We start from the raw sequence: 25,140 nt of genomic DNA, 5'->3' as shown, positions 1-25,140 counted from the left end.
TGACGGCTCCACGTTAGAACCAGCTCATCGGTTAGCCTGGGGCCAGTGGTGCTGGCCTTATCAATGTCGGGTCTCTGGCTCTAGCCGGAGAAGGCTGAGACCATTAGCGTGAGCCTTTGTTAACAGGCTGTAAACTCAGCGTGTCAGCGTGTTTCATCCGTCACGGGGTAGCTATATGTCCATGTCCGAATTTCCAACCTTGACCGCCATGGGTATCGAGAATACCGGTGATATCGCACGATTTACGGTGCGCCATGCAAAGGGTGAAGATGAACTGAAAGTCTATTTTCATCCGGGGCAGGAAGGCAGTCAGCCGGCCAGCCTCAAGTTCGCCTTTTTAGCGGACGATCAGGCGGTGCTGAAGCAGGCACTGAGCGAGCTGAACCGGTTGCAGGGAGAAGCGCCGCCGGCGGATGTCAAGGCAGAGATTGTCGATAACCTGGCCAGCCTGGAGCAGGTGATGCATGCCAAGATGGAGGAAATCCGTCGGCGGCTGGCAGAGTTGTAGCGGCGAGCATCCCGTGGATGCATCGCAGATTCAGATACCGCTATAAAAAAACCACCGGTATGCACCGGTGGTTTTTTTTTTGGCCGAGTCATGACATGGAAGCGTTACATGTAAACGAACTTGGCGATAAAGACGACGCTCAGCACATAGACGCCGATCGAGACCTTGTTGGCCTGACCGGTGGCCAGCTTGAGCACGGCGTAGCTGACAAAGCCTATGGCGATGCCGTTGGCGATGGAGAAGGTCAGCGGCATCATCAGGGCGGTGAGGGCGGCCGGGGCCATCTCTGTGTAGTCGTCCCATTCTATCCTGGCCAGACTGCTCATCATGGCAAAGGCGACGTAGAGCAGGGCGCCGGCGGTGGCGTAGGCCGGTATCATGCCCGCCAGCGGCGCCAGGAACATGGACAGCAGAAAGAGCGCGGCAATGGTGATGGCGGTCAGGCCGGTGCGACCGCCGGCGGCGACGCCGGCGGCGCTTTCTACGTAACTGGTCACCGGCGGGCAACCGACGAAAGTACCGATGACCGAAGAGGCGCTGTCGGCCTTCAGGGACTTTTTCAGTCCTTCAATCGAGCCGTCCGGACGACGCAGGTGAGCCCGTTCGGCCACGCCCATCAGGGTGCCGGCGGTATCGAACATGTTGACGAACAAAAACGACAGGATCACGGTGATCATGCCCACATCCAGCGCGCCCATGATATCCAGTTTCATGAAGGTCGGCGCTATGCTGGGCGGCATGGCGAACACGCCGTTATATTCCACGATTCCCATCGAGAGCCCGATGAGGGTCACGCCGATTACACCGATCAAGACGGCGCCGAAAATTCTGCGATGGGCCAGAACGGCGATGGTCAGGAAGCAGACGGCGGCCAGCCAGGCACTGGGTTGGGTAAAGTCGCCCAGGGTGACCATGGTGGCCTGGCTGGGCACCACTATGCCGGCGGTCTTGAGGCCAATCAGACCCAGAAACAGGCCGACGCCGGCGGTCATGGCATAGCGTAAAGACTCGGGAATGGCGTCGAGCACCCATTCACGAATCTTCCAGAAACTCATGGCGGTAAAAATCACGCCGGACCAGAACACGGCGCCGAGCGCTATCTCCCAGCTGTAACCCATTTCGCCGACCACGGTGAAGGCGAAAAAGGCATTCAGGCCCATACCCGGCGCCAGGCCGACCGGCCAGTTGGCGTACAGACCCATGAAAAGAGTGGCGATGGCGGCACCGATGCAGGTAGCAACGAAGACGGCGCCGGCATCCATACCCGAGGCGGCCATGATATTGGGGTTAACAAAGATGATGTAAGCCATGGTGATAAAAGTTGTCAGGCCGGCAACCAGTTCGGTTTTGACCGAGGTGCCGTGGGCACTTAACTTAAACCATTTGTCCAGCACCCCCCCGGAAGCGGGAGTGGCGTGCGGGGTTGACTCATGTTTGGTGTTTTCCATGACCGGAAATCCTCGAATAGATGGGGTGGCAGACTGTCAATGCCGGCGATGTTTCATCGGCCGGCATTGACAGGGGCTGTCTCTACCCGTTAGCTGCCTCTGTAGGTAGAGTAGCTATAAGGTGAGATCAGCAGGGGTACGTGGTAGTGCTCTTGGCCGGCGGCGATGCCGAAGCGGATAACCACGTCATCCAGGAAGGCGGGCTCGAGCAGCTCAACGCCTGAAGCTCTCAGATAAGTGCCGGTATGGAATACCAGCTGGTATTTACCGGGTACATAATCTTCGCCTTCCAGTACCGGTGCGTCGGTACGGCCATCGCTGTTGGTGTACACGGTGTTGATCAGCGTGGTGTGCTCACCTTCAACCCGATACAGTTCGATTTTGATGTCGGAACCGGGCAGGCCTTTGGAGGCGTCGAGGACGTGTGTGGTTAATCTTCCCATGGTTTCGTTACCTTGCGCGTAGTAGCGTCTTCATTGATTCAAGGTACTGCCTTCGCATTTTCCCTGCCGGTTGGCGTAGGAAGGGTACGGCGACAGAAGTAATTTTACATCAAGATAATACTCGAGGTCCACATTTAGTTAACATTGGCGTGCAATATGTTTACAATTGCCGGCACCACTGTGATCTTCATTATCCTGACAAGACAGGATTGTCTTTGCTTTGGTGGTTCAAAGCAAGATTTCCCGCGAGAGCGGATACAAAAATCAAACCTGTTATTTACATATATTGGTTCTATTGTATACAATAAAATCATTACCATGACTGGCCAGCCCTCTGCAAATTCTTGTCTCGGCTGGTGTCTCAACCTGCGTTTCAAGGAGTTTTTCCGATGAGCCAAAACAACGACTATCCTCGCGATCTCGTCGGGTATGGTGCCAACCCGCCTCACCCCAAGTGGCCGAACAAGGCCCGTATCGCCATCAACTTTGTACTGAACTACGAAGAAGGCGGTGAGCGCAACGTATTGCATGGCGATGGCGAATCCGAAGCCTTCCTGTCCGAAATGCCGACTGCCGTCGCCTTCCCCGATGCGCGTCACATGAGCATGGAGTCCATCTACGAGTATGGCAGCCGTGCCGGTGTATGGCGCCTGCTGCGTCTGTTCAAGCGTTACGACATTCCCATGACCATCTTTGCCGTGGCCACCGCCATCGAGCGTTATCCCGAGGTAGCCCAGGCGTTCATGGATGAAGGTCACGAGATCTGCTCTCACGCCTACAAGTGGATCTCTTACCAGTTCAAAGACGAAGAAGAAGAGCGCGAGCACTATCATAAAGCGATGGAAATCTTCGAGCGTGTCTGTGGTCAGCGCCCACAAGGCTGGTATACCGGCCGCGACAGCCCCAATACCCGCAAGATTGTGATGGAAGACGAAGGCATCCTGTACGACTCCGATTCCTACGCCGACGATCTGCCTTATTGGGTAGACAACAACGGCAAGGGCCACCTGGTGGTGCCGTATGTGATGGATACCAACGACATGCGCTTTGGCCTGAATGGCTATAACAACGGCGAAGAATTCTACCAGTACCTGAAAGACGCCTTCGACGTGTTGTATGAAGAGGGTGCCGAAGCGCCGAAAATGCTGTCTATCGGCATGCACTGTCGCATTCTGGGTCGTCCCGGCCGGATGGCAGGCCTGGAGCGCTTCATCAAGTACGCTCGTAGCCACGACCAGGTGTGGTTTACCCGCCGTATCGACATTGCCAAGCACTGGCACGAGCATCACCCCTATAAAGGAAACAAGTAATGAGCCGTTTTACTACCTGTACTCCTAGCTCCATGAGCCGCGACGAGTTCGTGGCCGCGTTCGCCGACATCTACGAGCACTCTCCCTGGGTGGCCGAGCAGACCTTCGATCAGGGCCTGACTGCGGAAGATGACAACATCGAGCAACTGCACGGCCGCATGGCGGCAGTGATGAGCAACGCCGACAAGAAAGCACAGCTCGACCTGATCAACGCTCACCCGGATTTGGCCGGCAAGGCTGCCCAGCGCGGCGAGCTGACCGAAGCCTCTACCAGCGAGCAGGCCGGCGCCGGCATCAGCGAGTGCAACGCCGAAGAATTCGAGCGCTTCACTTTCCTGAACAACGCCTACAAGGAAAAGTTCCAGTTTCCGTTCATCATGGCGGTAAGAGGCTCTAACCGGCACCAGATCCTGGCGGCATTCGAAGAGCGTATTCACAACGACTACGACACCGAATTTGCTCGTGCGGTCAAAGAAATCAACAAGATTGCCGAGTTTCGACTGAGCGCTATGTAATCTAGAAGAGAGGCGGGGTGTCAGTCACCCCGTTTTTTTATTCGTTTTCGGAGACAGAAATGATCAAGACTCTCAAGATAGAGCCGCTGACCAAAGAAGCGTTCGCCCCCTTTGGCGACGTTATCGAGTCTGAAGGCCGTGACTACTTCATGATCAACAACGGTTCTACCCGTCGTTATCACAAGCTGGGTGATGTGCAGCTGGATGAAGAAGGCCAGGGCATTATCAATATTTTTCGGGCCAAGACTCTGGAATATCCGCTGCAGGTGAAAATGCTGGAGCGTCACCCGTTCGGTTCCCAGTCTTTCATTCCGCTGTTTGGCCACGAGTTTCTGCTGGTGGTTGCGCCCGTTGGCGATGGCAGCCTGAACATAGACCCCAGCACGGTGCGCGCCTTCCGCGCAAGCGCTCGTCAGGGCGTAAACTATCATAGTGGCGTCTGGCACCATCCGATCATGGCGCTGCGCGATGACGACGAGTTCCTGGTGGTTGACCGCAGTGGTCCCGGTAACAACTGTGACGAATTCTTCTTCGATGAGTCCATTCAGCTCACCGTTGAACTCGACTAAGTTGTGCCCTTTTCCTCTTGCCGCCCGGCAAGAGGAAATTCTCCGTTAGTTCACGCCTTACCCCCTGTCTCTTAGTCACAAGTCTGTCAGTTCATAAGATATGCTCAGAGGCAACTGGGTAGCCTCTTCCGACACGCTAAACTTCATCCCTGCGACGCTCAGCACATGACGTCCGACCGCCAAGGATGGCGGGAGTGTCAGAGCATTGCAGGAGCCTTTGTTGACCTGTCATGTGATGATCGGCTGAGTCTATCCCAGCTGTCTCTTTTCGGGCTCAGAGTGGTCGGTGTGCACCGCTGACAGGCCACTCCGCTGCCGACGGGAGGGCAAAGGGTGTCTGCTCAACCGACCATCCGCGCCAGGGATGGCGCGGTTTGAGCCCCCAGGGAGGGGTTTACGGCGTGTCGGCTGAGCAGTGCGCTTTGCCTGATGGCCTCATTAAGTTCAACAAAAACTTGTGACTATGAGACAGCCTCACACCTCACAGCTCACGACTTGTACGGATCCTCGCCGTTGAATTCCTGGGTGAAAATGTCCCAGACCACCAGAAACAGTGCCGCGACCAGCGGGCCTATCACAAAGCCATTGATGCCCATCAGACTCAGCCCGCCGAGAGTGGAAAACAGCACCAGATAATCGGGCAGCTTGGTGTCACGGCCGACCAGCAAGGGGCGCAGTACATTATCGGCCAGGCCAATCACCAGGGCGCCAAAGCCGACCAGCACCGAGCCGGCAATCCAGTCGCCGCTGGCATAGAGGTATAACGCCACCGGCAGCCATACCAGACCGGCTCCCACCGCCGGAATCAACGACAGAAAGGCCATCACCACCCCCCACAGCAGCGGGCCGGGAATGGACAGCGCCCAGAAGATAAAGCCCCCCAGGGCGCCCTGTACCATGGCGACCAGAATGTTGCCCTTGACCGTGGCCCGGGTAACTTCGGAGAACTTGCTGAACAAGCGGCGTTCACGGGCATCACCCAGCGGCAGCGCCTTGACCAGTACCTCGATAAGATGGTGGCCATCGCGCAGCAGAAAGAAGCTCAGGTAGAGCATCAGCGCCACGTTCATCAGGAAGGTGAAGGTACTCTGACCGGCACCAAGCGCCTTCTCTGCCATCAGTTTACTGGTGGCGACGGCACCTTCGGACAGCTTCTGGCGAATGCTGTCGACATCGATACCCAGCCGTTCGAACAGCTCGGGCACCAGCGGAAAGGCGTGGCGCATCTGCTCCAGCCAGCCGGCCGGGTTTATCTCGCCGGTGTCGATGCGCTGATACAATGCCAGTCCTTCCTGAATGAAAGAGGTGGCGATCAGCAGTACTGGCAGCACCACTATGACCATACAGATCAGCAGGGTCAGCAGGGCGGCGCGATTGGGCTTGTGACCAATCAGGCGCAGAATGCGCTCCTGCAGCGGAGAGAAGATGACGCCGATGGCGCAGGCCCAGAAAATGGCGCCCCAGAAGGGCTTGAGCACCAGCCCGAACAGCAGGCTGACCAGCAGCAGCATAAACAGAAAAGAGCGTTGTTCGAGTTTTTCACGCATGGGTAGGTGATTCCTGATAAGACACTGAGCCCATGGTAAAGAAGGGCGGGAGTCTAAGCTACCTATTCATCTGCAAGTCATTCGCAAGTGAGTGGCGCCTCTATAAACGCGTTGCGCCAGTCGGGACTTTCATCCTGACTGGCGCACGTTAACGTTACTCTCCTGTTTGCCGAGTGAGCGGCAGATCAGCTGGTGCGATAGCGACCCACCAGTTGCTGCAGGCTGTTGGCCAGCTCGCCAACCTGGCGGCTGGTCTGGCTGGCGGCGCGGGAGCCGGCGTTGGTCTGCTCGGCAATGGCCACAATCTGATGCACGTTGACGTTGATGCTTTCCGACACCTGGGTCTGTTCTTCGGCGGCGCTGGCAATCTGCTCGTTCATGCAGTTGATGGTGTTGACCGCGGTGCCGATATCGACCAGCGCATCGTCGATGCGACGGGCCTCGGTCACCGTGTGGCTGCTGCGATCACGAATGCTTTCGATAGCCTGTACCGCTTCCTTGGAACCCTGTTGCAACCGATTGATCATGTTGTGAATCTCTTCGGTGCTGCTCTGGGTGCGTCCGGCCAGGGTGCGCACCTCGTCGGCCACCACCGCGAAGCCACGGCCCTGCTCGCCGGCCCGGGCCGCCTCGATGGCGGCGTTGAGTGCCAGCAGATTGGTCTGTTCGGCAATGCCGCGGATCACGTCGAGTACCGAGCCAATCTGCTCCGACTCCAGCCCCAGTCGTTGAATGATCTCCACGCCGCTGGCTACCTGGCTTTCCAGCCCGTCGATGACGGTGATGGCGCCCTGCAGCAGCTGCTGGGCTCCCGAGACCTGATGTTCTGCCTGGCGGGCCGCATCGGCGGCCTGGGCGGCACTGGCCGCGACTTCCTGCGCGGTGGCCGACATCTGGTTCATGGCGGTGGCCAGTTGATCACTTTCGTGATGCTGGCGGCTGATGCCGGTTTCGGTTTCGTCCATAAAGCGCTGCAGCTCGGCACTGGCTTCCTGCAGGGTATCGGCCGACTGGCGGGTGCTTTGCACCAGGGTGCTGATCTGGCCGGCAAAGTGGTTGAACGAGCGGGCCAGCACGCCCAGCTCATGGCCATGACCGGTATCGAGCCGGCGGGTCAGATCGCCTTCACCCCGGGCAATGTCTTCCATGGTGGACACCGCCTGACGGATGGGGGCGTGAATGCTGCGCGCCATCACCAGACCGGCGGCGGCAATCAGCGCCAGCAGCAGGGCGGCAGACAGGGCGGAGTTAATCAGGCCCTGACGTACCGACGCGGAGAGTTCCTGCTCCAGCCCGGCCACGGTGGCCTGCAGATCATCGATGTAGAAGCCGGTGCCCAGCAGCCAGTCGCTACCCGGAATCGGGGTAATGTTGGCCAGTTTGGGTGCGCCCTCGGTCGAATCCGGTCTCGGCCAGCGGTATTCGACGTAGCCGCCGCCCTGGCGACCCAGGGCTACGTATTCCTGCACCAGATGGCGTCCGTCCGGGCTGGTGGAGTTGAGATAGTTGTTACCTTCCCGCGCCGGATTATCGGCACTGACTACCTGTACCCCGTCGCCGTTGTAAACAAAGAAGTAGCCGCTGCCGTCATCGAAGCGCAGCCGGCGCAGCTGGGCCTTGGCGGCGTCGATCCTGCCTTGTTGCAGCAGGGGACTAATGCCACTTACCGCCAGTTCCATGTAATTGGCCAGCTGTTGCTTGCGGGCATCGAACAAAGAGCGATGCAGGCTTTCACCGCTCAACTCCTTGAGCCGCAGCGACTGGTTTACATTCACCCAGGTGCTGACGGCGGCGAGTAGCGTCAGGGGCAGCAGTGCCAGCAGCAGTATTTTTTGCCTGATGGAAAGTCGGTTCATCCTTGATCTCACTGTGTTATCAGTTGTTCACAATCTTGTATCATTTTGCCTTCCATTTGTCATTGAAACTAGTATCGCAAGCTGCAATTTAAGACAATAAAGTGCGCCATTTCGAGCGATGCCAGCGGCAGCGTCGGGCGCAGCGTGGGCGGCTTGTCTTTTCAAGCGATGACCGGCCCCGTTATGATGCGGACATGACTTTATTCATCGAGCACCACATGCGTTCAACCATTCTCGCCGGTCCCATGCTGCGCCGGACCAGTTGCGAACGGCTGGTATTCTGGCTGGCCAGCCGAACCCCACTGCAATTTCGCTTGTTGCTGCCGGAGCGCAGCCCACTGGTATTCAGCGGAGACCGGCAGCGGGAAGTGCAGGTAGGAGAGCGCTGCTTTATTCAGTTACTGGATCTCGAACTCGATACACCGCTGCCGGCCGATACCCTGGTGGCCTACGATCTGCAGTGGCGTGCGTCGGAGCAGGATGAGTGGCACGGCATGGCCGACTGGGCGCCGGATCTGTGCTACCCGGGCGAGCCGCTGCCGCAGTTGGTGATCCGCAGCCGACTGGAAGAAATATTGCACGGCTCCTGTCGCAAGCCTCATCACGCCGCAGACGACGGGCTGGTGGCAGCCGATAGCTGGCTGCAACAATGTCACCAGCAGCCGCTCAAGCGCCCGGCGGTCTTGATGCTGAGCGGCGATCAGATTTATGCGGACGATGTGGCCGGCCCCGTGCTGACCGCCATTCATCAGTTGATTGAAGAGCTGGGCCTGTATCCGGAAACCCTGGAGGGCGCCCTGGTTGCCAATAGTGAAGAGCTGTTTGCCAGCCCGCTCAACTACTACCGCCGCAGCGAACTGCTGCCCAGTAATCAAGGCAACCGGACGCTGCAGCAGCGTTTCTTCGAAGGGGCGCGCAAGCCCATCTTTACCACCAGCAGTGCCGACAACCACCTGATTACCCTGGCCGAGGTACTGGCCATGTATCTGCTGGTCTGGTCGCCGGAGCCCTGGCGTGGGCTGTCGGACTATCAGCCGGAGCTGAGCCCGGAGCGACAGCATCAATACCAGACCGAGCGCACGCGACTGGCGGCCTTCGTTGAAGGGCTACCCGCGGTACGGCGGCTGCTGGCACATCTGCCGACCCTGATGATCTTCGATGATCATGATGTCACCGACGACTGGAATCTGACCGCCGCCTGGGAAGAAAGCGCCTATGGTCATCCTTTCTCGCGCCGAATCATCGGCAATGCGTTGGTGGGCTATTCGATCTGTCAGGGCTGGGGTAACGATCCGGACGCCTTCAAGGGAGAGCCGCTGGCGTTGCTCGACGCCTGGAGTAGAAAGCCGGAAGCACAGCAGCAGGATCGACTGATCGATCACCTGCTGAAATTCGAACGCTGGCACTATCACCTGCCGACCAGCCCCAAGCTGCTGGTGCTGGATACCCGCACCCGCCGCTGGCGTGCCGAGTCCAATTTCGATCGCCCTTCGGGGCTGATGGACTGGGAAGCATTGACCGAGCTGCAGGGGGAGTTGCTGCACCATGACGCCGTGGTGATCGTGTCACCGACCCCGGTGTTCGGGGTCAAGCTTATCGAGGTGATCCAGAAGATCTTCACCTGGTTCGGCAAGCCGTTGCTGGTGGATGCGGAAAACTGGATGGCTCACAAGGGCACCGCCAACGTGATCCTCAACATCTTCCGTCATGCCCGCACCCCGGCCAATTACGTGATCCTGTCGGGAGACGTGCATTACTCCTTCATGTACGACATCAAGTTGCGGCATCGGGGCGGGGAGCCGCATATCTGGCAAATCACCAGCAGCGGCATCAAGAACGAGTTTCCGGCCCGGCTGCTGGATGTACTGGACCGACTCAACCGCTGGCTCTATTCTCCCCGCTCGCCGCTGAATTGGTTTACCCGCCGGCGGCGGCTGGAGATTACCCCGCATCCGCCGGTATCGGCGTCAAAAGGCGAGCGATTGCTGAACCGTTCCGGCATTGGCTATGTGCGCTTCAACGACGCCGGCGAGCCGGTATTGGTGCAGCAGATCACCAATGAGGGCGCGGTGGATTTTGTCGCCGACAAGGCGGCCGAACCGGCAGCGGCCCTGAATCGGGAAGGACGCTGAGCGTTCGGCAGGCGCTTACTCTTCGGGCAGCCCTAATGGCTGGCCATGGCTGAATTCCACGTAGTTACCGTTGTGATCCTTCACGCCGCAGTAATAGCCTACCGGCCAGGGCTCGTCTCTGGGTGGCCAGATCAGGCACCCGGCGGCGTCGGCCCGGCGGGCAATCTCGTCCACCGCCGCCCGACTGGGCAGGGCGAAGCCGAAATGGCGGTAATCGTGCTCGGACAGTTGCAGATCCTCACCGCCGTTCATCAACACGAAGATGAATTCCCGCTCGCGGCCGGGCTCGGCGAGCCAGACGATGGTTTGCGGTGGCTTGTCGCGTCTGTGAGTCTCGACCATGCCGCAGAAGTCGCGGTAGAAATGGATGCAGGCCTCTATGTCCTGCACATGCAGGGCGATGTGGGTGAGGCGGGGGTAGTGAATGTGCGCCATGGGCTGTGCTCCTCGAGTTGATCTCATACCAAAGGGATTAAATAACTGATCTATTTGGTTGCTCTGCAAAGATCGGACAAAGGCCCCGCTCCGCCGACACGCCGTGAATACCTCCATGTAGGCTCCGCCGCGCCATCCTTGGCGCGGAGGGTCGGCGGAGCAGATCCCTTTATCCTCTCTGATGCCAAGGAGTTGCCTGTTAGCGTCGCCTACAGGCAACTCGGTGCTCGAGAAGAGGCAACAGAGATCGACTGCCACGACCATGAAATGCCATGGACGGCATTTCCTGAGCCCTCAGGGATGAGTTTATGGCGTGTCGTGGGAGGCGGCTGCGTTGCCTCTGAGCTCGGGTTTAAAAAATGATCAGATCTTTATTCAAATTGGTATCTCTCGGTGCTGAGTATGGTGGCGAGCCGGGTGTTGTGCCACGGCGGTTCAACATGAAAAAGGGCAGAAGCTTGCGCTTCTGCCCTTTCACATCAGGTGTTCAGCCACGGCCTCAGTCGGCCGGTACCGATATCACGGCTGCTTGCTCCACCGTTTGCTCTTGTTGCTCACTTACGGTTTCCTGGCCATTTATCCAGCGGAAGAAACCGTACAGCATGATGAAGATCACCACCATCAGCGGCAGCGAGGTGACGATGGCCAGTGTTTGCACCGTGCTGAGCGGTGCGTCGATAAACATCATGGCCAGGGGGACTGCGGCCAGGATCAGACACCAGAACAGACGCAACGAGGTGGGCGGGTTGGCATTTTCATCCAGCTGGTTTGCCGCCGTTGCCGCCAGGGTAAAGGAGGCGGAATCGAGCGTGGTGGCCAGAAACAGGACAGACATCACCGCAAACATCACAATAAACAGCGAGCTGAACGGCAATGTCTTCATGACCGCCACCACGGTGGCGGAGCCGCCGGCGGTGTTGAGTGACTCGGTCAGGTTGATCAGTTCATTGAGGTGCGCGCTCATGCTGAAGCTGCCCAGCACACCAAAGAAGATGAAACAGCCGGCACTGCCACCCAGCACCATGCTGGCGATCACTTCTCTCAGGGTACGACCGGCAGACACCTTGGTGACAAACAGCGCCATAAAGGGCACATAGGTCATCCAGTACGCCCAGTAGAATACGGTCCAGGAGGTCGGGAAGGAGCCGCCTTCTACCGGATCGGTCCACAGACTCATGCGAATAAAGTTCTGCAGCATCAGGCCATAACCATTGACCGTTTGATCGATGATAAAGGTGGTGGGGCCAATCAGCAGAATCGACACCACAAACAGGATGGCCAGCTTGGTGTTCATGTCGCTCAGCTTGGCCATGCCCTTTTCGATACCGACATAGGAGCTGATGGTAAACAGGGCGGTGATAAACAGCATCAGCCCCACGTTCATGGCGAAACTGCTTTCGGTGCCCAGCAGAGAGGCGATGCCCTCGGTCACCATGGGGACGCTCAGACCCAGGGTAATACCCATGGCCCCGACGCAACTGAAGATAAAGATGGTATCTATGGTTCTACCCACGGCCGCATTATAGAAACGGCCCATGATGCTTTCGCACACCGCGCTCAGTTTGAGCTTGGGATTCTTGCGAACATGGAAGGAGTAGGCCACGGGCAGCGAGGCGAGACAGTACAGCGACCAGGCCGAAATACCCCAGTGGAACATGTTGTAACCGGTGGCCCACTCGGCCGCCTGAGACGAGTAGGGCTCGATACCGTAAGGGGGATCCATGTAATAGTAGCCCCATTCCAGAAAGGCCCAGTACACGGTGGCCGAGCCCAGTCCGGCACAGATCATCATCGACAGATAGGTGAAAAAACCGTACTGGGGCTTGCTGTCACCCAGGCGAATGGCGCCATGCTTGCTAAGGGCAATCCAGGCCAGAACAATCACGCTGAAAAAGCCGAACAGCAGATAAAGCGAGCCGAAGTGGTCGGTAATCATGCTGAACAACTGCTTGGCAATGGCATTGCCCTGTTCGGGATAGATCGACAGCCCGGCCACGATAAAAAGAATCGTGGAGAGGCTGATCAGCATCAAGGGCTTATCTATGTTTCTCTTTTCGTGTTTCATAACTAATGATTCCATCCATATTGACATGTTTATGCTTTGTAACGCTCGATGATGTCTTCATTGAGCTCTACCCCTAAGCCCGGTTGATTCGGAACAGGGACATAACCGTTTTCAAACGGCAAACCATTCGCCACCAAAGCGGTGGACAGGGGGCTTTGACTCTGTGAGTACTCCATCAGGGTGCCGTGTTCACTGGCCGCGAGAAAATGCACCGATGCGGCCAGCAGAATGCCGGTGCTGAAGCCGTGAGGCACCAGCTGAACGCCGTGCATCTGGGCCAGGTCATAGATCTTTTTCATCTCGGTGATGCCACCGCAGCGGGTGATATCCGGTTGAACGATGTCTACCCGGGAATGCTCGAGAAAGTGTTTGAACTCGTAACGGGTGGTCAGCGACTCGCCGCCGGCGATTTTGGCCCGTACCTTGCCGGCCAGCTTGCTGTAACCGGCCAGATCATCGGCCAGTACCGGTTCTTCTATCCAGTTGAGATTGAAGGGCTCCAGTCTCTCGGCCATGTAGGCGGAATGTCCTGCGGTGCGCCACTTCGAGGCCAGGTCGATCTGCACCTCGATATGCTCGCCGACGGCTTCGCGCACCTGCTTCACTATCTGATAATCCGTTTCCGGATCATCGCCAAACACGCCACCGCCGAACTTGATGCTGGTAAAACCCTGCTGCACCAGACGGGCGGCAATGGCGCGGTTTTCTTCCGGCCGAGGTGCGGGAATGAAGGTGCCGTATGCCTTGATACGGTCGCGATACTTGCCACCGAGCAGGGTATGCAGGGGCACGCCATAAAACTGGCCGGCGATGTCCCACAGGGCAATATCGATGGCGCTGATGGCATGAATACCGGCGCCGCGGCGTCCGAAGTAGTTCGATGCCCAGTACATCTTGTTCCACAGCCGCTCTATTTCCAGCGGGCTTTCACCGATCAGCAGTGACTTGAGGCCGTGGCAATACAGATTGGACTGGGGCGTTTCGATACAGGCTCTGACCACCTCGGGCGAGCTGTCGGCTTCGCCGATGCCGATCAGGCCGGTGTCGGTATGCACGCGGACGATGACCGCATCTTCACCCCACTCGCATTCCTGATCCGGCGCGGGCACCCGCAGGCAGATCACTTCAATATCGGTAATTTTCATGAGTTTCTCTTTATACCGGTTGAGAATGGATCAGCGTTTCCAGGCGCTGGTCTTTCTGATACAGCGAGCAAAAGGCAAAACCGACCTCTTCGATGGCGGTCTGCTCCCCCTGAATCACCTGATTCAGGCAGCTCAGCACCTCGGTGGCCGCCTGCTCGACACTCTGGGTGGCAGACATGATGCCGCTGACATCCACGTCGATATCTTCGGTGATCAGTGACGCATTGCCGCTGACGCGAATGACCGGCACTATCGGGTTGTTAAAGCCGGCGCCGCCGGTGGTCCACAGGATCACCTGGGCGCCCAGCGCGGCAAAGTGCATGCCGGCCGCGCCACACAGATGGGTGGTTTCGGAAAGGTACATGCCCGGTGCGCCCGGTTTTTCGATGCCGGTGGGCGTGATTTGCAGTACATCCTGAATCGGGCGGGTACCGGTCTTGTGCAGTGCGCCCAGGGCCTTTTCTTCCAGCGTGGTCAGGCCGCCGACGCTGTTGCCGATGCTCATGGTTTCTACATCGGTACCCGGCACATGCCAGCGGCGCTCTTCCTCGAAGATCAGGCGTTCTATCTTGTCGGCCACGGTGTCGCTGACCGCGCGCCGACGCAGTATGTCTTCGCAGCCGATAAGCTCGATAAGCTCGCCGGCCACACAGCTGGCGCCCATGTCCACCAGGGTGTCGACCGCCTTGCCCACGGCGGGGTTGGAGGCAATGCCGGAGCTGGTGTCCGAGCCGCCACATTTCACCCCGACCAGCAGCTCGCTGATCGATACGGGTTCAACCGGTACTTCCTTTGCCAGCGCCACCAGCTCCCGGGCCAGGGCGATTCCCTGGCGAATGGTTTGCCGGGTGCCGTTGCTCTTGATCACCGGCAGACTGCGAGCCGGCTTGCCGGCCTGTTCTACCGGTGTGGTCAGAATGCTCGGGTCTATGCTGCCGCAGCCCATGTTGAGCACCAGCACGCCCGCCACATTGGGGTTGAGTGCGGCGCCGATCATCACGTTGACCAGCTCCTCATTACCGCCATACATGCAGGTGTAGTGGTTGGTGACGATGACGCACTCGCTCACGGTCTGACGAATGGCCTGAGCGATGCCCTCGGCACACTCGTCGATAACCAGAATCAGTATGTGGTTGCGAATGCCTACTTGCCCGTTCGGGCGTCGATATCCCCGGAATGTTTGCATCATGGGGTCTCTATCCGCATCTGTTGGATAATTTGTTCGATAATGTTTTGCGGAATATCGACCCGGCTGCTGCGTACATTCTGAACATGCACCAGGTCGCCGACCGGGATGGGTTTCACGGCGATGCCGACCGAATACTCCGCTTTCTGAATGGCCTGCTGTGGCGCGATGGCCGTGAGCGCTATCTTGTTGCCAAAGGGAATGGCCTGCAGCGCCTTGAATTGACCAACAGACTGATTTTTATCATCAATTACCTCCACTACCTGATGCTTGTCGGCATCACTCAGCAGTGTGGCAACATTGTCCTGCTGGGCCAAGCGAATGGCTTTGACTGTCATCTTCACCTCTCCCTGCTATTGATTGTCCTACAATCGGCGGAGGGGATTGTAGGACAATCAATAAGCGAGGAACACCGAAAATTTCACCTGTTCTGGTCGGAGTTGTTTGATTGTCGAACAGTCTGCCGGTGTATTTGGGGCGCTTTTGTGGCCGCAGATGCGTTACAATGCGATGGCATGACTCACCGTAGCGGTTGATAAATAATGAAAAAAATCATCAAAAGTAGCCTGGAAGAGCAAGCCGCCGGGTACCTGCGCGAGCTGATCCTGAGCGGACATTACCGCATGGGAGAAAAACTGGTGGAAAGTGCGCTGGCCAGGGAGCTGGAACTGTCCCGCAGTACCGTGCGCATGGCCCTCAACAACCTGGCGCATGAGGGCATAGTGGTGCAAAAACCCTATGTCGGATGGCAGGTGATCGAGCTGGACGAGCACGATTTATGGGAGATCTTTCACCTCAGGGTCGCCCTGGAAACCCGCTCCGCCTGGCTGGCGGCCGAGCGCCTTACCGATGAGGGACGGCGGCGACTGCAGGGCATGATGGACGCGTTTCTGCAAAAGGCGGCCGAGCCGAATGTCAGCAGTCAGGAAATGAGCAAACAGGAGCTGAACCTGCACAGCCTGATTGTGGAGCTGAGTGGCAACGGCCGACTGTATAGCATCTACCAGAACGTGGCTAACCAGATGCTGATTTACTTCAACATCGACTTGGTCAGCTATCAGCCGCAGGAGATTGCCAGCAGCCATCAGCCGCTGGTGGATGCCATTTGTGCCGGGGATGCCGAGCTGGCCGTCAGGCTGGCGGGAGAAAATATCACCACCTTCACCGAGATCGGCGCCCGGTTCAAGGCGCATGCCCTGTCGGGCCACAAGGCCGACACGGTTGACCAATCCATGCCTGAATTGACCGAAGAAGGGAAGTGAATGCCTGCCGGCAGGACACTCTGCCGGGTGGCTGATAGAATGAGCGGCTTACTCAACAGCAACGACAAGGCAGCATGAGCAACCTTACCGGAACCCTGATCAAGATGCCGGGGCAACTGGCTTCTCCCGTGACCTACCAGCTGGCGCTGGGCGAACATCGCGTCGATCTCAACCCCCTGCTGGGGCAGGTGCTGACCCTGACTCACACCGGCAACATCTACTGCAATGCCTGCGGCCGCAAAACCAGCAAGAGTTATTCCCAGGGGCACTGCTTTCCCTGCATGAAGAAGCTGGCCCGCTGCGACATGTGCGTGATGAAGCCGGAGACCTGCCACTATTTTGAAGGCACCTGCCGCGAGCCCGAATGGGGCGACAGTCACTGCATGGTGGAGCATATCGTCTATCTGGCAAACACCTCGGGCCTGAAGGTGGGCATTACCCGCCATAGCCAGGTGCCGACCCGCTGGATTGATCAGGGCGCAACCCAGGCGCTGCCCATTCTGCGGGTGGCGACCCGTCAGCTCTCCGGTCTGGTGGAAGTGGCGCTGGCCGAAATGGTGGCAGACAAGACCAACTGGCGCGCCATGCTCAAGGGCGGCGAAGCCGATATGGATCTTAAAGCCGAAGCTGCGCGGTTACTGCCGGAAATTCAGGACAAGATCGGCGATCTGCTGCTGAAATATGGTGAAGACGCGGTAACCGTGCTTAACGAAGAGATAGTGGAGCTGAGCTATCCGGTGCTGGAATACCCGACCAAAATCGCCAGCCACAACTTCGACAAGAACCCGGTGGTCTCGGGCACCCTGCTCGGCATCAAGGGCCAGTATCTGATGCTAGACACCGGGGTGATTAACCTGCGCAAATTCACCGGCTACGAAGTCACGCTGGGCTGAGGCTTGCCGGTCAGCGGCAATCCTTGGTCGGGTAATTTAAAATCTGACAGCAAAAAGCCGGTCTCGCTGACCGGCTTTTTTATTGCGCGACCGCAGCTGGCCCGGCTTCATGTTGAATATGGTCAAACTAAGCATTTAAGCACCGTTATTTTTCAAACATTTCATCTTGTTCACACTGTTCCGACTATTAGCTCACACCACATTTGTATCGAGAGTTTGAGGGAGTGCCAAGATGAATACCAATGAATTAGCCGCACACTGGATGCCGTTTACCCCCAACAAGGGCTTCAAAGCCAAGCCGCGCATGCTTACCGGCGCCAAGGGAATGTACTGGACCACGGACGATCAGCGTCAGGTGCTGGATATGACCGCCGGCCTCTGGTGCTGTAACGCCGGTCATGGCCACCCGCATATTGCCGAAGCCATCGCCCGTCAGGCCAGAACGCTGGACTATGCCCCCTGTTTCGGCTTTGGCCATCCATTGTCATTTGAATTATCGGAGCGGCTGGCACAGCTGGCACCGGGTAACCTCAACAAGGTTTTTTATACCAACTCCGGCTCCGAGTCGGTAGAAACCGCCCTGAAAATGGCGCTCGCCTACCATCATGCGCAGGGTAATGGCGGCAAGCAGCTGTTTATCGGCCGGGAACGCGGCTACCACGGCGTTAATTTCGGCGGTATCTCGGTGGGTGGACTGACCAATAACCATAAGGCCTTTGGCCAGTGGATCCCCAATGATCACCTGACGCATACCCAGGATCTGGAGCTCAACGCCTTCTCCCGCGGTTTGCCGCTGCACGGTGGTATCGACAAGGCCAATGAGCTGGAAAAGCTGATCAAACTTCACGATGCCAGCCGCATTGCCGCCGTGATCATCGAGCCCATTACCGGTGCCGGCGGCGTGCTGCCACCCCCGGTCGGCTATCTGAAACGCATTCGTGAAATCTGCGATCAGCACGGCATTCTGCTGATTTTCGACGAGGTGATCTGCGGTTTTGGTCGCACCGGCGATGTCTTTGCCAGCCAGACCTTTGACGTGGTACCCGACATCATGACCACCGCCAAGGGCCTGACCAATGGCGCCGCCCCCATGGGTGCGGTACTGGCCGGGGATCATATCTACGATGCGGTAGTCGAGCACGGCGGTCACGGGGTTGAATTCTTCCACGGCTATACCTATTCCGCCCATCCGCTGGCCTGTGCCGCCGCCATGGCAACCCTGGATGTGTACGAGCAGGAATCGCTGTTCCACCGTGGCGCCGCCGACGGCGATATTGCCCGTTATTTCGAGCAGGGCCTGCATAGCCTGAAAGGGCTGCCGGGAGTGGTGGATATTCGTAACTACTCGCTGATTGCGGCGGTCGAGTTTGAACCTCTGGCCGGCAAGCCCGGTGCCAGCGGCGGCATGATCCAGACCGCCGCCTGGGAGCAGGGCATGATGCTGCGCTCGCTGGGCGATGCCATCGCCATGTCGCCGCCGCTGATCATCGATAAACCGCATGTTGATCAGGCGATTGGCATTCTCGAATCCAGCATTCGGCAGCATCTGGGCTAACTCTGTTGCATGATGAAAAAAGGACTGCATGTGCAGTCCTTTTTTATGGCTGGAAATCTGAATGGATGTAAGGTGCAGTCAGTCAGGTTTCGCCGGTGGGAAGCAAAGGCTCAATATTTGGGGAGCTATCGATAGTAAAAAGGCAGACCCGTGAGTCTGCCTTTTTACGTTATGGCTTAATCGAGTCAGGCGACGGCGGTGCCTTCTTCGACCTGGGCCTTCACCTTGTCGACGATGTAGCCGCCGATGGGAATGGCAGAGGTGGCCGCCGGTGACGGGGCGTTGCAGACGTTGATGGTGCGTTTGGTGTTCACGAACAGGAAGTCGTCCACCAGGTTGCCGTCTTTCGACACCGCCTGGGCGCGAATGCCGGCCGGGTAGGGAGTAAGATCGCCGGCCTCCAGGCGGGGGCAGTATTTGCGCACCAGCTCCAGATAGCCGCTCTTGTTGAGGGAGTTCTTCATCTCGATCAGGCCCGGTTTGAGGTTCTTCATCAACACCTTGAGAATGCCGGGATAGGTAAACATCTCCAGGGTGTCGCGCAGGGAGATATCGCGCTTGTTATAGCCTTCTCGCTTGAACGCCAGCACCGCGTTGGGGCCTACGGTGACGGTGCCGTCGATCATCCGGGTCAGGTGCACGCCAAGGAAGGGCATGTTCGGATCCGGAATCGGATAGATCAGGTGGTTCACTATCTGATTGTGTTCGGGCTTGAGCAGGTAGTATTCGCCGCGGAAGGGGCAAATCTTGAACTCGGGCTCTATACCCAGCATGCGCACCACCCGGTCTGCCATCAGGCCGGAGCAGGACACCAGATACCGACCCTGAAATTCGCCCAGCGCGGTTTGCACCACCACCTGACTGCTTTCTTCCACCAGCCCGGTGACCTCGGCGTGATAACGAATTTCGCCACCCAGACGCTCGAACTCCCGGCCCATGGCCGCGGTCACCTGCTTGTAGTTGACGATGCCACTGGAGGGTACAAAGATGCCGCCCACGCCGGTGATATTGGGTTCCCGTTCTTTCAGCTGGTCGGCATTCAGCCAGTAGCGCTCCAGACCATTGGCCTCGCTGCGATCCCACAGCGTCTTCATCCGTTCCATTTCAAGCTCGCTGGTGGCCACCAGCAGCTTGCCGCATTCGTCGAAGGGAATGTCATGCTCACGACAGAACGCCTTGGTGGCGAGATTGCCTTCCAGGCAGAATCTGGCCTTTAGGCTGCCGGGGGTGTAGTAGACCCCGGCATGAATGACGCCGCTGTTATGACCGGTTTGATGCTGAGCCGGGCCGGACTCTTTTTCCAGCAGCAGTATCTTGTGGTCGGGATAGGCTTTTTTGAGCTGCCAGGCGGTGGACATGCCGACGATGCCGCCACCGATAATAATGAAGTCAAACACTGTAGGTTCACCTGTGAGAGAGAGGCAAAAGCCGGAGACCAGCCCCGGCGTGATGTTAGCTTGTTGTTATTATTCAAAGTGCCGCGTCTGGCGGCACCTTGTCAAAGTCTTTAGCCCTGATTTGGCTGCTTCAGGGTCTTGGCGTGAGTGAAGTAGCCGCGCTGGCGCATCAGCTCGCGACGCAGGCCATCATGGGCAATGAACTTGTCGCGACCGTGCAGCCAGAAATGGTTGTTGATCAGCAGGAAGGATCCGGCAGGAACCGGCACCGACAGCTGCTGTTTACTGGTTTCCAGCGCCTCGGACAAGTCAGCCAGCCACACGCCTTCGTCAAAGTTTTTCGGCTGCACGAACTGATCGATATACGACATGATGGGTTGGCCGCTGCGATCGGTATCGAACACAGCATGATACACGTCCTTGGTGGTGTTCTTGCTGGGCGGCGCGGCCCAGCGCATCACCCGGCGAGCCATGGGATCGGCATAGAAGCGGTTCAGGTGTTCCCAGTCGTCCAGGTGCAGCAACAGTGAATTGCCGCCTTCCATGTTCTGCTCGTCGATCTTCAGCATCAGCACATAGTCGGTGTCCTGCTCGACGTAGGTGCCGTCATTGTGCAGTTCCATCACTCGATGCGCCTGGCGCAGATAGCTGTCCGAGCTGTCCTGATTCTTGACCACGAAACGGGCATAGTACTGGCCGCTCATGGCATCGAAGTTGGAACGACCCATCAGGTGGGCCACGGCGGTGGTGAACTTGACCATGTCTTCTGCCTGCTCTACCTGATTCAATCCTTCCGGGGTGATCAGCAGGGCGCCGGTATGACGGTCGACCAGGGTATTGATCAGCAGCGGCTGCAGCGCCTGACCACAGAGATCATTCAGCAGTTTTGCCACGCGAAAACGCAGAAACGACTTGTATTCCAGTGCCTGAACCGGCCATTCGGCGGTAGCCTCCAGAAACGCGTTAACGGTGTGCTCGTCGAAGCGAAGCTCGAGCAGGCGGGCAGAGTGAGCAGATGGCGCCAGGGTAAACCCCTGATGCTGGTGATGAACGAAATCGGCGGTGGCAACGTTAGACATGGTGGCTTCCTTGTTACTTTATGTGTTGGGTCGAGGCGACATAATGTCGCTGTAACTATAAAATGTCGACATTTTTGTCTTTTGTCAATTTATTGTGGTTGTTTTATGATCGCCGTTACAATTTCGCTATAATCGCGCCATGAAATCATTCAGGAACAGAGCATGAGCAACCTCGATACCCCGCGGGAAAACCTGGCGCGAACGGCCTACCAGCAGTTGAAGCAAGACATCATTCAGAGTCATTTCGGGCCGGGTGAGAAACTGCTGATGAGCAGCCTGAAGAGTCGCTATGGTCTGGGGGTCAGTCCGTTGCGGGAGGCGCTGTCGCAGCTGGTATCCGAACGACTGGTCACGGCCGAAAGCCAGCGCGGTTTTCGGGTCAGCCCCATGTCGGTGGCGGAGCTGAAGGACATTTACGATGCACGCGCCCAGCTGGAAGGGCTGGTGGTGGAGCTGGCGCTGGCCCGGGGCGATGATTTGTGGGAAGCCGGCGTGGTGGCGGCACATCATGCGCTGAGCAAGGTGACCCATCTCGAGTCGGTGGAAGATCAGCTTAACCAGTGGGATCAACGGCATCAGGCCTTTCATCAGGCGGTGGCCGCCGGTTGCTGCTCGCCCCAGTTACTGGTGGTGCGCCGGACGCTGATGGATCAGGCGGCGCGTTATCGTTACCTGTGGCTGAAACGCACCGTGTTCAGCGCACAGGCGCTGGCCGACAAGCAGCAGGAACATCAGGCCTTGTTCGATGCCCTGCTGGCCCGCGCCCCACAGGCCGGTACCATGATGCGCGAGCACCTGATGAGCCCGGTTGCCATCATTACCCAGATGCTGACCGAGCAAGGAGTGGGTTAGCATCCTGCCTAACAGGCTGCGCGGCATTACGGTATGGTCATGATCAGGTGGTCGTTGCCAAGATCAGTACCATGCCGGTAGCAGTACTGCATAACAGGTTTGGTTTTGTCGACATTCCCGCGCGGCCTCTTGTCATTCCCGCGAAGTGGGAGTCCAGAGCTTGTCACGAAGAGCGGGTAGACCACTACACTGTGAGTCGCCTGCAAAGCACTGGACCCCCGCCTTCGCGAAGGTGACGATAAAGGCAAACGAGCTCCATAATCCACACCAGTCATAGGGTATTACTTAGCAGCAATAGTCTGATCATTGCGTACTACTCTTCTTCCCATCCCGGCGTATCATAGGCCGTATGAGTTATTCCCTGTCAAATAGAAATAACTCTATTTATCCATGATGTCGTCCGAGCCAACGAGACCAGTTAAAGATTCAAATGAGGAATTTTGATGTCTCATTAATGAGATAATAAAATATCTTTTTGTTATTAACTTTTTATTTTTAAAGCATTAAAAGAGAATTGGTGGTTTATCCTGAGAAAGTTGCGGGTAAGTGCACTGTAATGATTCTTTATTATTAAGTTTTTGATTTTTTTGCTATTTTTTGTTTTTTTATATTGACTTCAATATCTGCGGTATTGGTTAAGTGTTTGTTTTTTAATGGTTTAAATTTAATGGTTTATCCTTTCTTTGCCTTGCTCTGAAGGTTGGTTTTTTGTGTTTGAACCTTTTTTCTTGTGGCAGTGTACTTTGCAAATCATTTTTTTTCATTAAAGCTTAATGAACTAGTTAGACGCTAAAGGTAGCCGACTTTGCATTGCATTGTTTTTTGATGATGCAGGTGAGTGATACTTATTGGTTTCGTGTCTTATATTTTTGTGTTGTGGTGATGCGATCTTTTTTATTTAGTATTTGTCAGTGCTGCCTTTTGTGATGGTGTAGCTGTTATTTATATTCTGCGTCTGCAAAAGATAAAAATATGTAGGTCTCGTTACATACAGTAGTAACAAGAGGAAGTAGTAGTAATAATTAATTAAGGAGCAACAGTGATGGCCACAACAATATTTCGGATATCTTCGATAGCCAAGGCTGTGACACTCGTGGTGCTTGCGAGTAGTTTAAGTCTGGCTTCCAGCCAGGCAGAAGCCAGAAGAGGATCGGATGACAGGAGGGGATCGCCGGTAAAAAGTGATGAGGAGCGGGTGGCGGCCCTGGTTGAATTTGGTAAAGAGCTGTTCTTTACACCTATTTCACGGCCCAAGCAAAAGCAGTCTTGCGCCAGCTGTCATGACCCCGCTACCGGCTGGACGGGAGCCAGTTCAGACATCAATCTGGTTGAAGTGGCGCAGCCCGGGGCGAACATTCACCGGGATCCTGATGCCAGAGGGCAGTTGAAACCGCCCACCAATGCCTACGCGACCTTTATTCCTCCTTTTGCCTTGAGTGTAAACAATCCATTTGTTCCCGCCTTTGGGGGGGCTTTCTGGAATGGTCGTGCCGAAGGTCGGGATCCCCTTTATCCGGGTGGTGCCACAGAACATATCTCGATTAATGATGTGGTCAAATCAAGCGATTCTTCGAGTTTCAGAGCGGCAATCACGCGTTTTCTGGGGCCGGTAGCCGAACAGGCTCTTAATCCCTTCCCGAACCCGGTTGAACAGCACATCACGGAGGAAGGCGTCTGTAAGCAGCTCAAAAAAATAGGTCGCTTTGGTTCTCTGTATCAAGTGACGTGGGGAGAGCGAATCGCCTGTGATCGAGATAACTTGTCGAGAAGCTTCAAACGGTTTGGGGTGGCGCTTGCCGCTTATCAGGACTCGCCCGAGGTGAACTCTTTCAGCTCCAAACGCGATAATGCCTTGCGCGCCGAACTGGCATGTTTGACCGAAGGGGATATAAAAGCGTTACCCTGGGCCCAGAACCTGACCGATGCGGAGTTTGACGACATAGCATCCCGCTTCGGATTGGTGTCTGACCAGCCGTCTATGTGTGAAGCGGATAACAGTCCGGGCGCCTTTCCATTGGCAGGGCTGACCCCCGAAGAAAACTGGGGCCACGATCTGTTCTATGCAGCAGCGGTTCAGTTTGGCCCGGGCCCAAAACCCATTCAGCCCAATGACATAGCAACCTGTGATGTGGATGGCAATTCCTTTCCTGAGGGGGTGGCATTAACGGAAGAAAGAATGGGTGCTGGCTGTGTTCTTTGTCACAGTAACAATGCCACCGATGACGGTACCGAGCCGCTGCAGACTTATGCCGATCATGGTTACCACAATATTGGTAGCCCGGTGAACTTCGACATTCCCGGTGTTACCGCATCGGATGATGGCCTGGCGGATCATACCGGTGACAGTAACCATGCCGGACTTGTAAAGACTCCTTCTATACGTAATGTGGATCTACGGCCCACACCTGATTTTATCAAGGCCTATACCCGAAATGGCTGGTTCAAGAGTCTGGAGAGTCTGGTGCACTTCTACAATACATCTCTTGTTGATCCGTCCGACTTTATTGCCGGCCCACCGCCAGTGCTTAAGCATAATGTGCAGCGCTGTATGAATGGAGAAACCACAGAGCAGGAAGCATTGGCTAACAATTGCTGGCCGGCACCAGGTCATGAAGCCGGCGCATCTTTTACTTTCGGTCTCACCGGTAACCTGGGGCTAAGCGCGTGTGATGAAGCAGCCATCGTTGCTTACTTGAAAACCTTTAGCGATGAAGCCGCTGTGGATCTGCCCTAGAACAGTGTGATGGCCTTATGGCCGTGGCACAGGTGTAAATAATCAAAGCCGCCGTAAGGCGGCTTTTGTGTGGTGCCGAATAATACCGCCTGCTCGACCAATGACCGCGTGGCATTATTTGTATCACTGTTAGAAACCTTAGACTCAGCGAGCATAAAGCAATAAAAAAGCCGGTCATGATGACCGGCTTTTTGCTGATTGCGAGTAGC

At 56.8% G+C, this 25,140-nt stretch carries 21 protein-coding genes; 10 read left to right on the top strand and 11 right to left on the bottom strand.

What is annotated here, in order from left to right; translation table 11 throughout:
• The first annotated feature begins 181 nt into the window (after positions 1 to 181).
• Positions 182 to 508: a DUF3461 family protein gene (locus tag ABD827_RS01375; RefSeq protein ID WP_344961656.1), complete on the top strand. Its 327-nt coding sequence runs from the start codon at positions 182 to 184 to the stop codon at positions 506 to 508.
• 104 nt (positions 509 to 612) lie between these two features.
• Here ABD827_RS01375 and ABD827_RS01370 read toward each other — a convergent pair whose 3' ends face one another.
• Together ABD827_RS01370 and uraH are read right to left on the bottom strand one after the other, a co-directional pair.
• On the bottom strand, positions 613 to 1,956 hold the full coding sequence (locus ABD827_RS01370; protein ID WP_344961654.1) for an NCS2 family permease: 1,344 nt from the start codon (positions 1,954 to 1,956) through the stop codon (positions 613 to 615).
• Positions 1,957 to 2,045: 89 nt separating this feature from the next.
• The gene (gene uraH / locus ABD827_RS01365; protein WP_298719702.1) at positions 2,046 to 2,399 is read right to left on the bottom strand and encodes a hydroxyisourate hydrolase; all 354 of its coding nucleotides are present in this window, start codon (positions 2,397 to 2,399) and stop codon (positions 2,046 to 2,048) included.
• Positions 2,400 to 2,788: 389 nt separating this feature from the next.
• Here uraH and puuE point away from each other — a divergent pair, with 389 nt between their 5' ends.
• From puuE to ABD827_RS01350, 3 genes are read left to right on the top strand one after another with little or no spacing between them, the layout of a single operon-like run.
• Entirely contained in the window at positions 2,789 to 3,709 is a 921-nt protein-coding gene (puuE, locus tag ABD827_RS01360; protein WP_344961650.1) for an allantoinase PuuE, read from the top strand.
• Positions 3,709 to 4,224 (top strand): 2-oxo-4-hydroxy-4-carboxy-5-ureidoimidazoline decarboxylase, encoded by a 516-nt coding sequence (uraD, locus tag ABD827_RS01355; RefSeq protein ID WP_344961648.1) that lies wholly within the window; start codon positions 3,709 to 3,711, stop codon positions 4,222 to 4,224. Before puuE ends, uraD begins: the two co-directional genes overlap by 1 nt.
• A gap of 59 nt (positions 4,225 to 4,283) precedes the next feature.
• Positions 4,284 to 4,793, top strand: coding sequence for an ureidoglycolate lyase (locus ABD827_RS01350; protein ID WP_425567951.1), 510 nt, complete (start codon positions 4,284 to 4,286; stop codon positions 4,791 to 4,793).
• Positions 4,794 to 5,281: 488 nt separating this feature from the next.
• On the opposite strand, the gene ABD827_RS01345 is transcribed toward ABD827_RS01350, so the two are convergent.
• Together ABD827_RS01345 and ABD827_RS01340 are read right to left on the bottom strand one after the other, a co-directional pair.
• A complete protein-coding gene (locus ABD827_RS01345; protein WP_344961646.1) occupies positions 5,282 to 6,340 on the bottom strand; it encodes an AI-2E family transporter in 1,059 nt (352 codons plus the stop codon).
• A gap of 185 nt (positions 6,341 to 6,525) precedes the next feature.
• The gene (locus ABD827_RS01340) at positions 6,526 to 8,196 is read right to left on the bottom strand and encodes a methyl-accepting chemotaxis protein (RefSeq protein ID WP_344961644.1); all 1,671 of its coding nucleotides are present in this window, start codon (positions 8,194 to 8,196) and stop codon (positions 6,526 to 6,528) included.
• 194 nt (positions 8,197 to 8,390) lie between these two features.
• Between ABD827_RS01340 and ABD827_RS01335 the strand changes: the two genes are divergently transcribed.
• Positions 8,391 to 10,328 (top strand): alkaline phosphatase D family protein, encoded by a 1,938-nt coding sequence (locus tag ABD827_RS01335; protein WP_344961642.1) that lies wholly within the window; start codon positions 8,391 to 8,393, stop codon positions 10,326 to 10,328.
• A 15-nt stretch (positions 10,329 to 10,343) separates the two neighbouring features.
• Here the strand turns inward: ABD827_RS01335 and ABD827_RS01330 are convergent, their stop codons facing one another.
• The 5 genes from ABD827_RS01330 to ABD827_RS01310 all read right to left on the bottom strand — a co-directional run bounded on the left by ABD827_RS01330 (position 10,344) and on the right by ABD827_RS01310 (position 15,497).
• Positions 10,344 to 10,763 (bottom strand): VOC family protein, encoded by a 420-nt coding sequence (locus ABD827_RS01330; RefSeq protein WP_344961640.1) that lies wholly within the window; start codon positions 10,761 to 10,763, stop codon positions 10,344 to 10,346.
• A gap of 499 nt (positions 10,764 to 11,262) precedes the next feature.
• Entirely contained in the window at positions 11,263 to 12,828 is a 1,566-nt protein-coding gene (locus ABD827_RS01325) for a BCCT family transporter (protein WP_344961638.1), read from the bottom strand.
• Between the two features lie 29 nt (positions 12,829 to 12,857).
• Entirely contained in the window at positions 12,858 to 13,973 is a 1,116-nt protein-coding gene (locus tag ABD827_RS01320) for a mandelate racemase/muconate lactonizing enzyme family protein (protein WP_344961637.1), read from the bottom strand.
• Between the two features lie 10 nt (positions 13,974 to 13,983).
• Positions 13,984 to 15,162 (bottom strand): UxaA family hydrolase, encoded by a 1,179-nt coding sequence (locus ABD827_RS01315; RefSeq protein WP_344961635.1) that lies wholly within the window; start codon positions 15,160 to 15,162, stop codon positions 13,984 to 13,986.
• Positions 15,159 to 15,497 carry a UxaA family hydrolase gene (locus tag ABD827_RS01310; RefSeq protein ID WP_344961634.1) on the bottom strand — a complete coding sequence of 113 codons (339 nt, stop codon included), beginning with the start codon at positions 15,495 to 15,497 and terminating at the stop codon, positions 15,159 to 15,161. Before ABD827_RS01310 ends, ABD827_RS01315 begins: the two co-directional genes overlap by 4 nt.
• A 204-nt stretch (positions 15,498 to 15,701) precedes the next feature.
• Between ABD827_RS01310 and ABD827_RS01305 the strand changes: the two genes are divergently transcribed.
• From ABD827_RS01305 to aptA, 3 genes are all read left to right on the top strand, one after another.
• Complete coding sequence (locus tag ABD827_RS01305) at positions 15,702 to 16,421, top strand: GntR family transcriptional regulator (RefSeq protein WP_344961633.1); 720 nt, start codon at positions 15,702 to 15,704, stop codon at positions 16,419 to 16,421.
• Positions 16,422 to 16,495: 74 nt separating this feature from the next.
• Positions 16,496 to 17,314: a DUF2797 domain-containing protein gene (locus ABD827_RS01300; protein ID WP_344961631.1), complete on the top strand. Its 819-nt coding sequence runs from the start codon at positions 16,496 to 16,498 to the stop codon at positions 17,312 to 17,314.
• A gap of 232 nt (positions 17,315 to 17,546) precedes the next feature.
• Positions 17,547 to 18,869, top strand: coding sequence for an omega-aminotransferase AptA (gene aptA, locus ABD827_RS01295; RefSeq protein WP_344961629.1), 1,323 nt, complete (start codon positions 17,547 to 17,549; stop codon positions 18,867 to 18,869).
• A 185-nt stretch (positions 18,870 to 19,054) separates the two neighbouring features.
• Here the strand turns inward: aptA and lhgO are convergent, their stop codons facing one another.
• A complete protein-coding gene (gene lhgO / locus ABD827_RS01290; protein ID WP_344961627.1) occupies positions 19,055 to 20,266 on the bottom strand; it encodes an L-2-hydroxyglutarate oxidase in 1,212 nt (403 codons plus the stop codon).
• Between the two features lie 110 nt (positions 20,267 to 20,376).
• Positions 20,377 to 21,345 carry a glutarate dioxygenase GlaH gene (gene glaH / locus ABD827_RS01285; RefSeq protein WP_344961625.1) on the bottom strand — a complete coding sequence of 323 codons (969 nt, stop codon included), beginning with the start codon at positions 21,343 to 21,345 and terminating at the stop codon, positions 20,377 to 20,379.
• 162 nt (positions 21,346 to 21,507) lie between these two features.
• Here glaH and csiR point away from each other — a divergent pair, with 162 nt between their 5' ends.
• Together csiR and ABD827_RS01275 are read left to right on the top strand one after the other, a co-directional pair.
• Entirely contained in the window at positions 21,508 to 22,197 is a 690-nt protein-coding gene (gene csiR, locus ABD827_RS01280) for a DNA-binding transcriptional regulator CsiR (protein ID WP_344961623.1), read from the top strand.
• A gap of 1,042 nt (positions 22,198 to 23,239) precedes the next feature.
• Complete coding sequence (locus ABD827_RS01275) at positions 23,240 to 24,931, top strand: cytochrome c peroxidase (protein WP_344961622.1); 1,692 nt, start codon at positions 23,240 to 23,242, stop codon at positions 24,929 to 24,931.
• Positions 24,932 to 25,140: the final 209 nt, after the last annotated feature.

The sequence above is a fragment of the Oceanisphaera sediminis genome, from assembly GCF_039539745.1.
Taxonomy (GTDB): Bacteria; Pseudomonadota; Gammaproteobacteria; order Enterobacterales; family Aeromonadaceae; genus Oceanimonas; species Oceanimonas sediminis.
Note: the sequence above shows the minus strand (reverse complement) of the source record. Positions and strands in the feature narration are given on the sequence as shown.

Coding starts and splice junctions, on each gene's coding strand:
- ABD827_RS01375 (WP_344961656.1), top strand. CDS start 182: ATGTCCGAATTTCCAACCTTGACCGCCATGGGTATCGAGAATACCGGT.
- ABD827_RS01370 (WP_344961654.1), bottom strand. CDS start 1,956: ATGGAAAACACCAAACATGAGTCAACCCCGCACGCCACTCCCGCTTCC.
- uraH (WP_298719702.1), bottom strand. CDS start 2,399: ATGGGAAGATTAACCACACACGTCCTCGACGCCTCCAAAGGCCTGCCC.
- puuE (WP_344961650.1), top strand. CDS start 2,789: ATGAGCCAAAACAACGACTATCCTCGCGATCTCGTCGGGTATGGTGCC.
- uraD (WP_344961648.1), top strand. CDS start 3,709: ATGAGCCGTTTTACTACCTGTACTCCTAGCTCCATGAGCCGCGACGAG.
- ABD827_RS01350 (WP_425567951.1), top strand. CDS start 4,284: ATGATCAAGACTCTCAAGATAGAGCCGCTGACCAAAGAAGCGTTCGCC.
- ABD827_RS01345 (WP_344961646.1), bottom strand. CDS start 6,340: ATGCGTGAAAAACTCGAACAACGCTCTTTTCTGTTTATGCTGCTGCTG.
- ABD827_RS01340 (WP_344961644.1), bottom strand. CDS start 8,196: ATGAACCGACTTTCCATCAGGCAAAAAATACTGCTGCTGGCACTGCTG.
- ABD827_RS01335 (WP_344961642.1), top strand. CDS start 8,391: ATGACTTTATTCATCGAGCACCACATGCGTTCAACCATTCTCGCCGGT.
- ABD827_RS01330 (WP_344961640.1), bottom strand. CDS start 10,763: ATGGCGCACATTCACTACCCCCGCCTCACCCACATCGCCCTGCATGTG.
- ABD827_RS01325 (WP_344961638.1), bottom strand. CDS start 12,828: ATGAAACACGAAAAGAGAAACATAGATAAGCCCTTGATGCTGATCAGC.
- ABD827_RS01320 (WP_344961637.1), bottom strand. CDS start 13,973: ATGAAAATTACCGATATTGAAGTGATCTGCCTGCGGGTGCCCGCGCCG.
- ABD827_RS01315 (WP_344961635.1), bottom strand. CDS start 15,162: ATGATGCAAACATTCCGGGGATATCGACGCCCGAACGGGCAAGTAGGC.
- ABD827_RS01310 (WP_344961634.1), bottom strand. CDS start 15,497: ATGACAGTCAAAGCCATTCGCTTGGCCCAGCAGGACAATGTTGCCACA.
- ABD827_RS01305 (WP_344961633.1), top strand. CDS start 15,702: ATGAAAAAAATCATCAAAAGTAGCCTGGAAGAGCAAGCCGCCGGGTAC.
- ABD827_RS01300 (WP_344961631.1), top strand. CDS start 16,496: ATGAGCAACCTTACCGGAACCCTGATCAAGATGCCGGGGCAACTGGCT.
- aptA (WP_344961629.1), top strand. CDS start 17,547: ATGAATACCAATGAATTAGCCGCACACTGGATGCCGTTTACCCCCAAC.
- glaH (WP_344961625.1), bottom strand. CDS start 21,345: ATGTCTAACGTTGCCACCGCCGATTTCGTTCATCACCAGCATCAGGGG.
- csiR (WP_344961623.1), top strand. CDS start 21,508: ATGAGCAACCTCGATACCCCGCGGGAAAACCTGGCGCGAACGGCCTAC.
- ABD827_RS01275 (WP_344961622.1), top strand. CDS start 23,240: ATGGCCACAACAATATTTCGGATATCTTCGATAGCCAAGGCTGTGACA.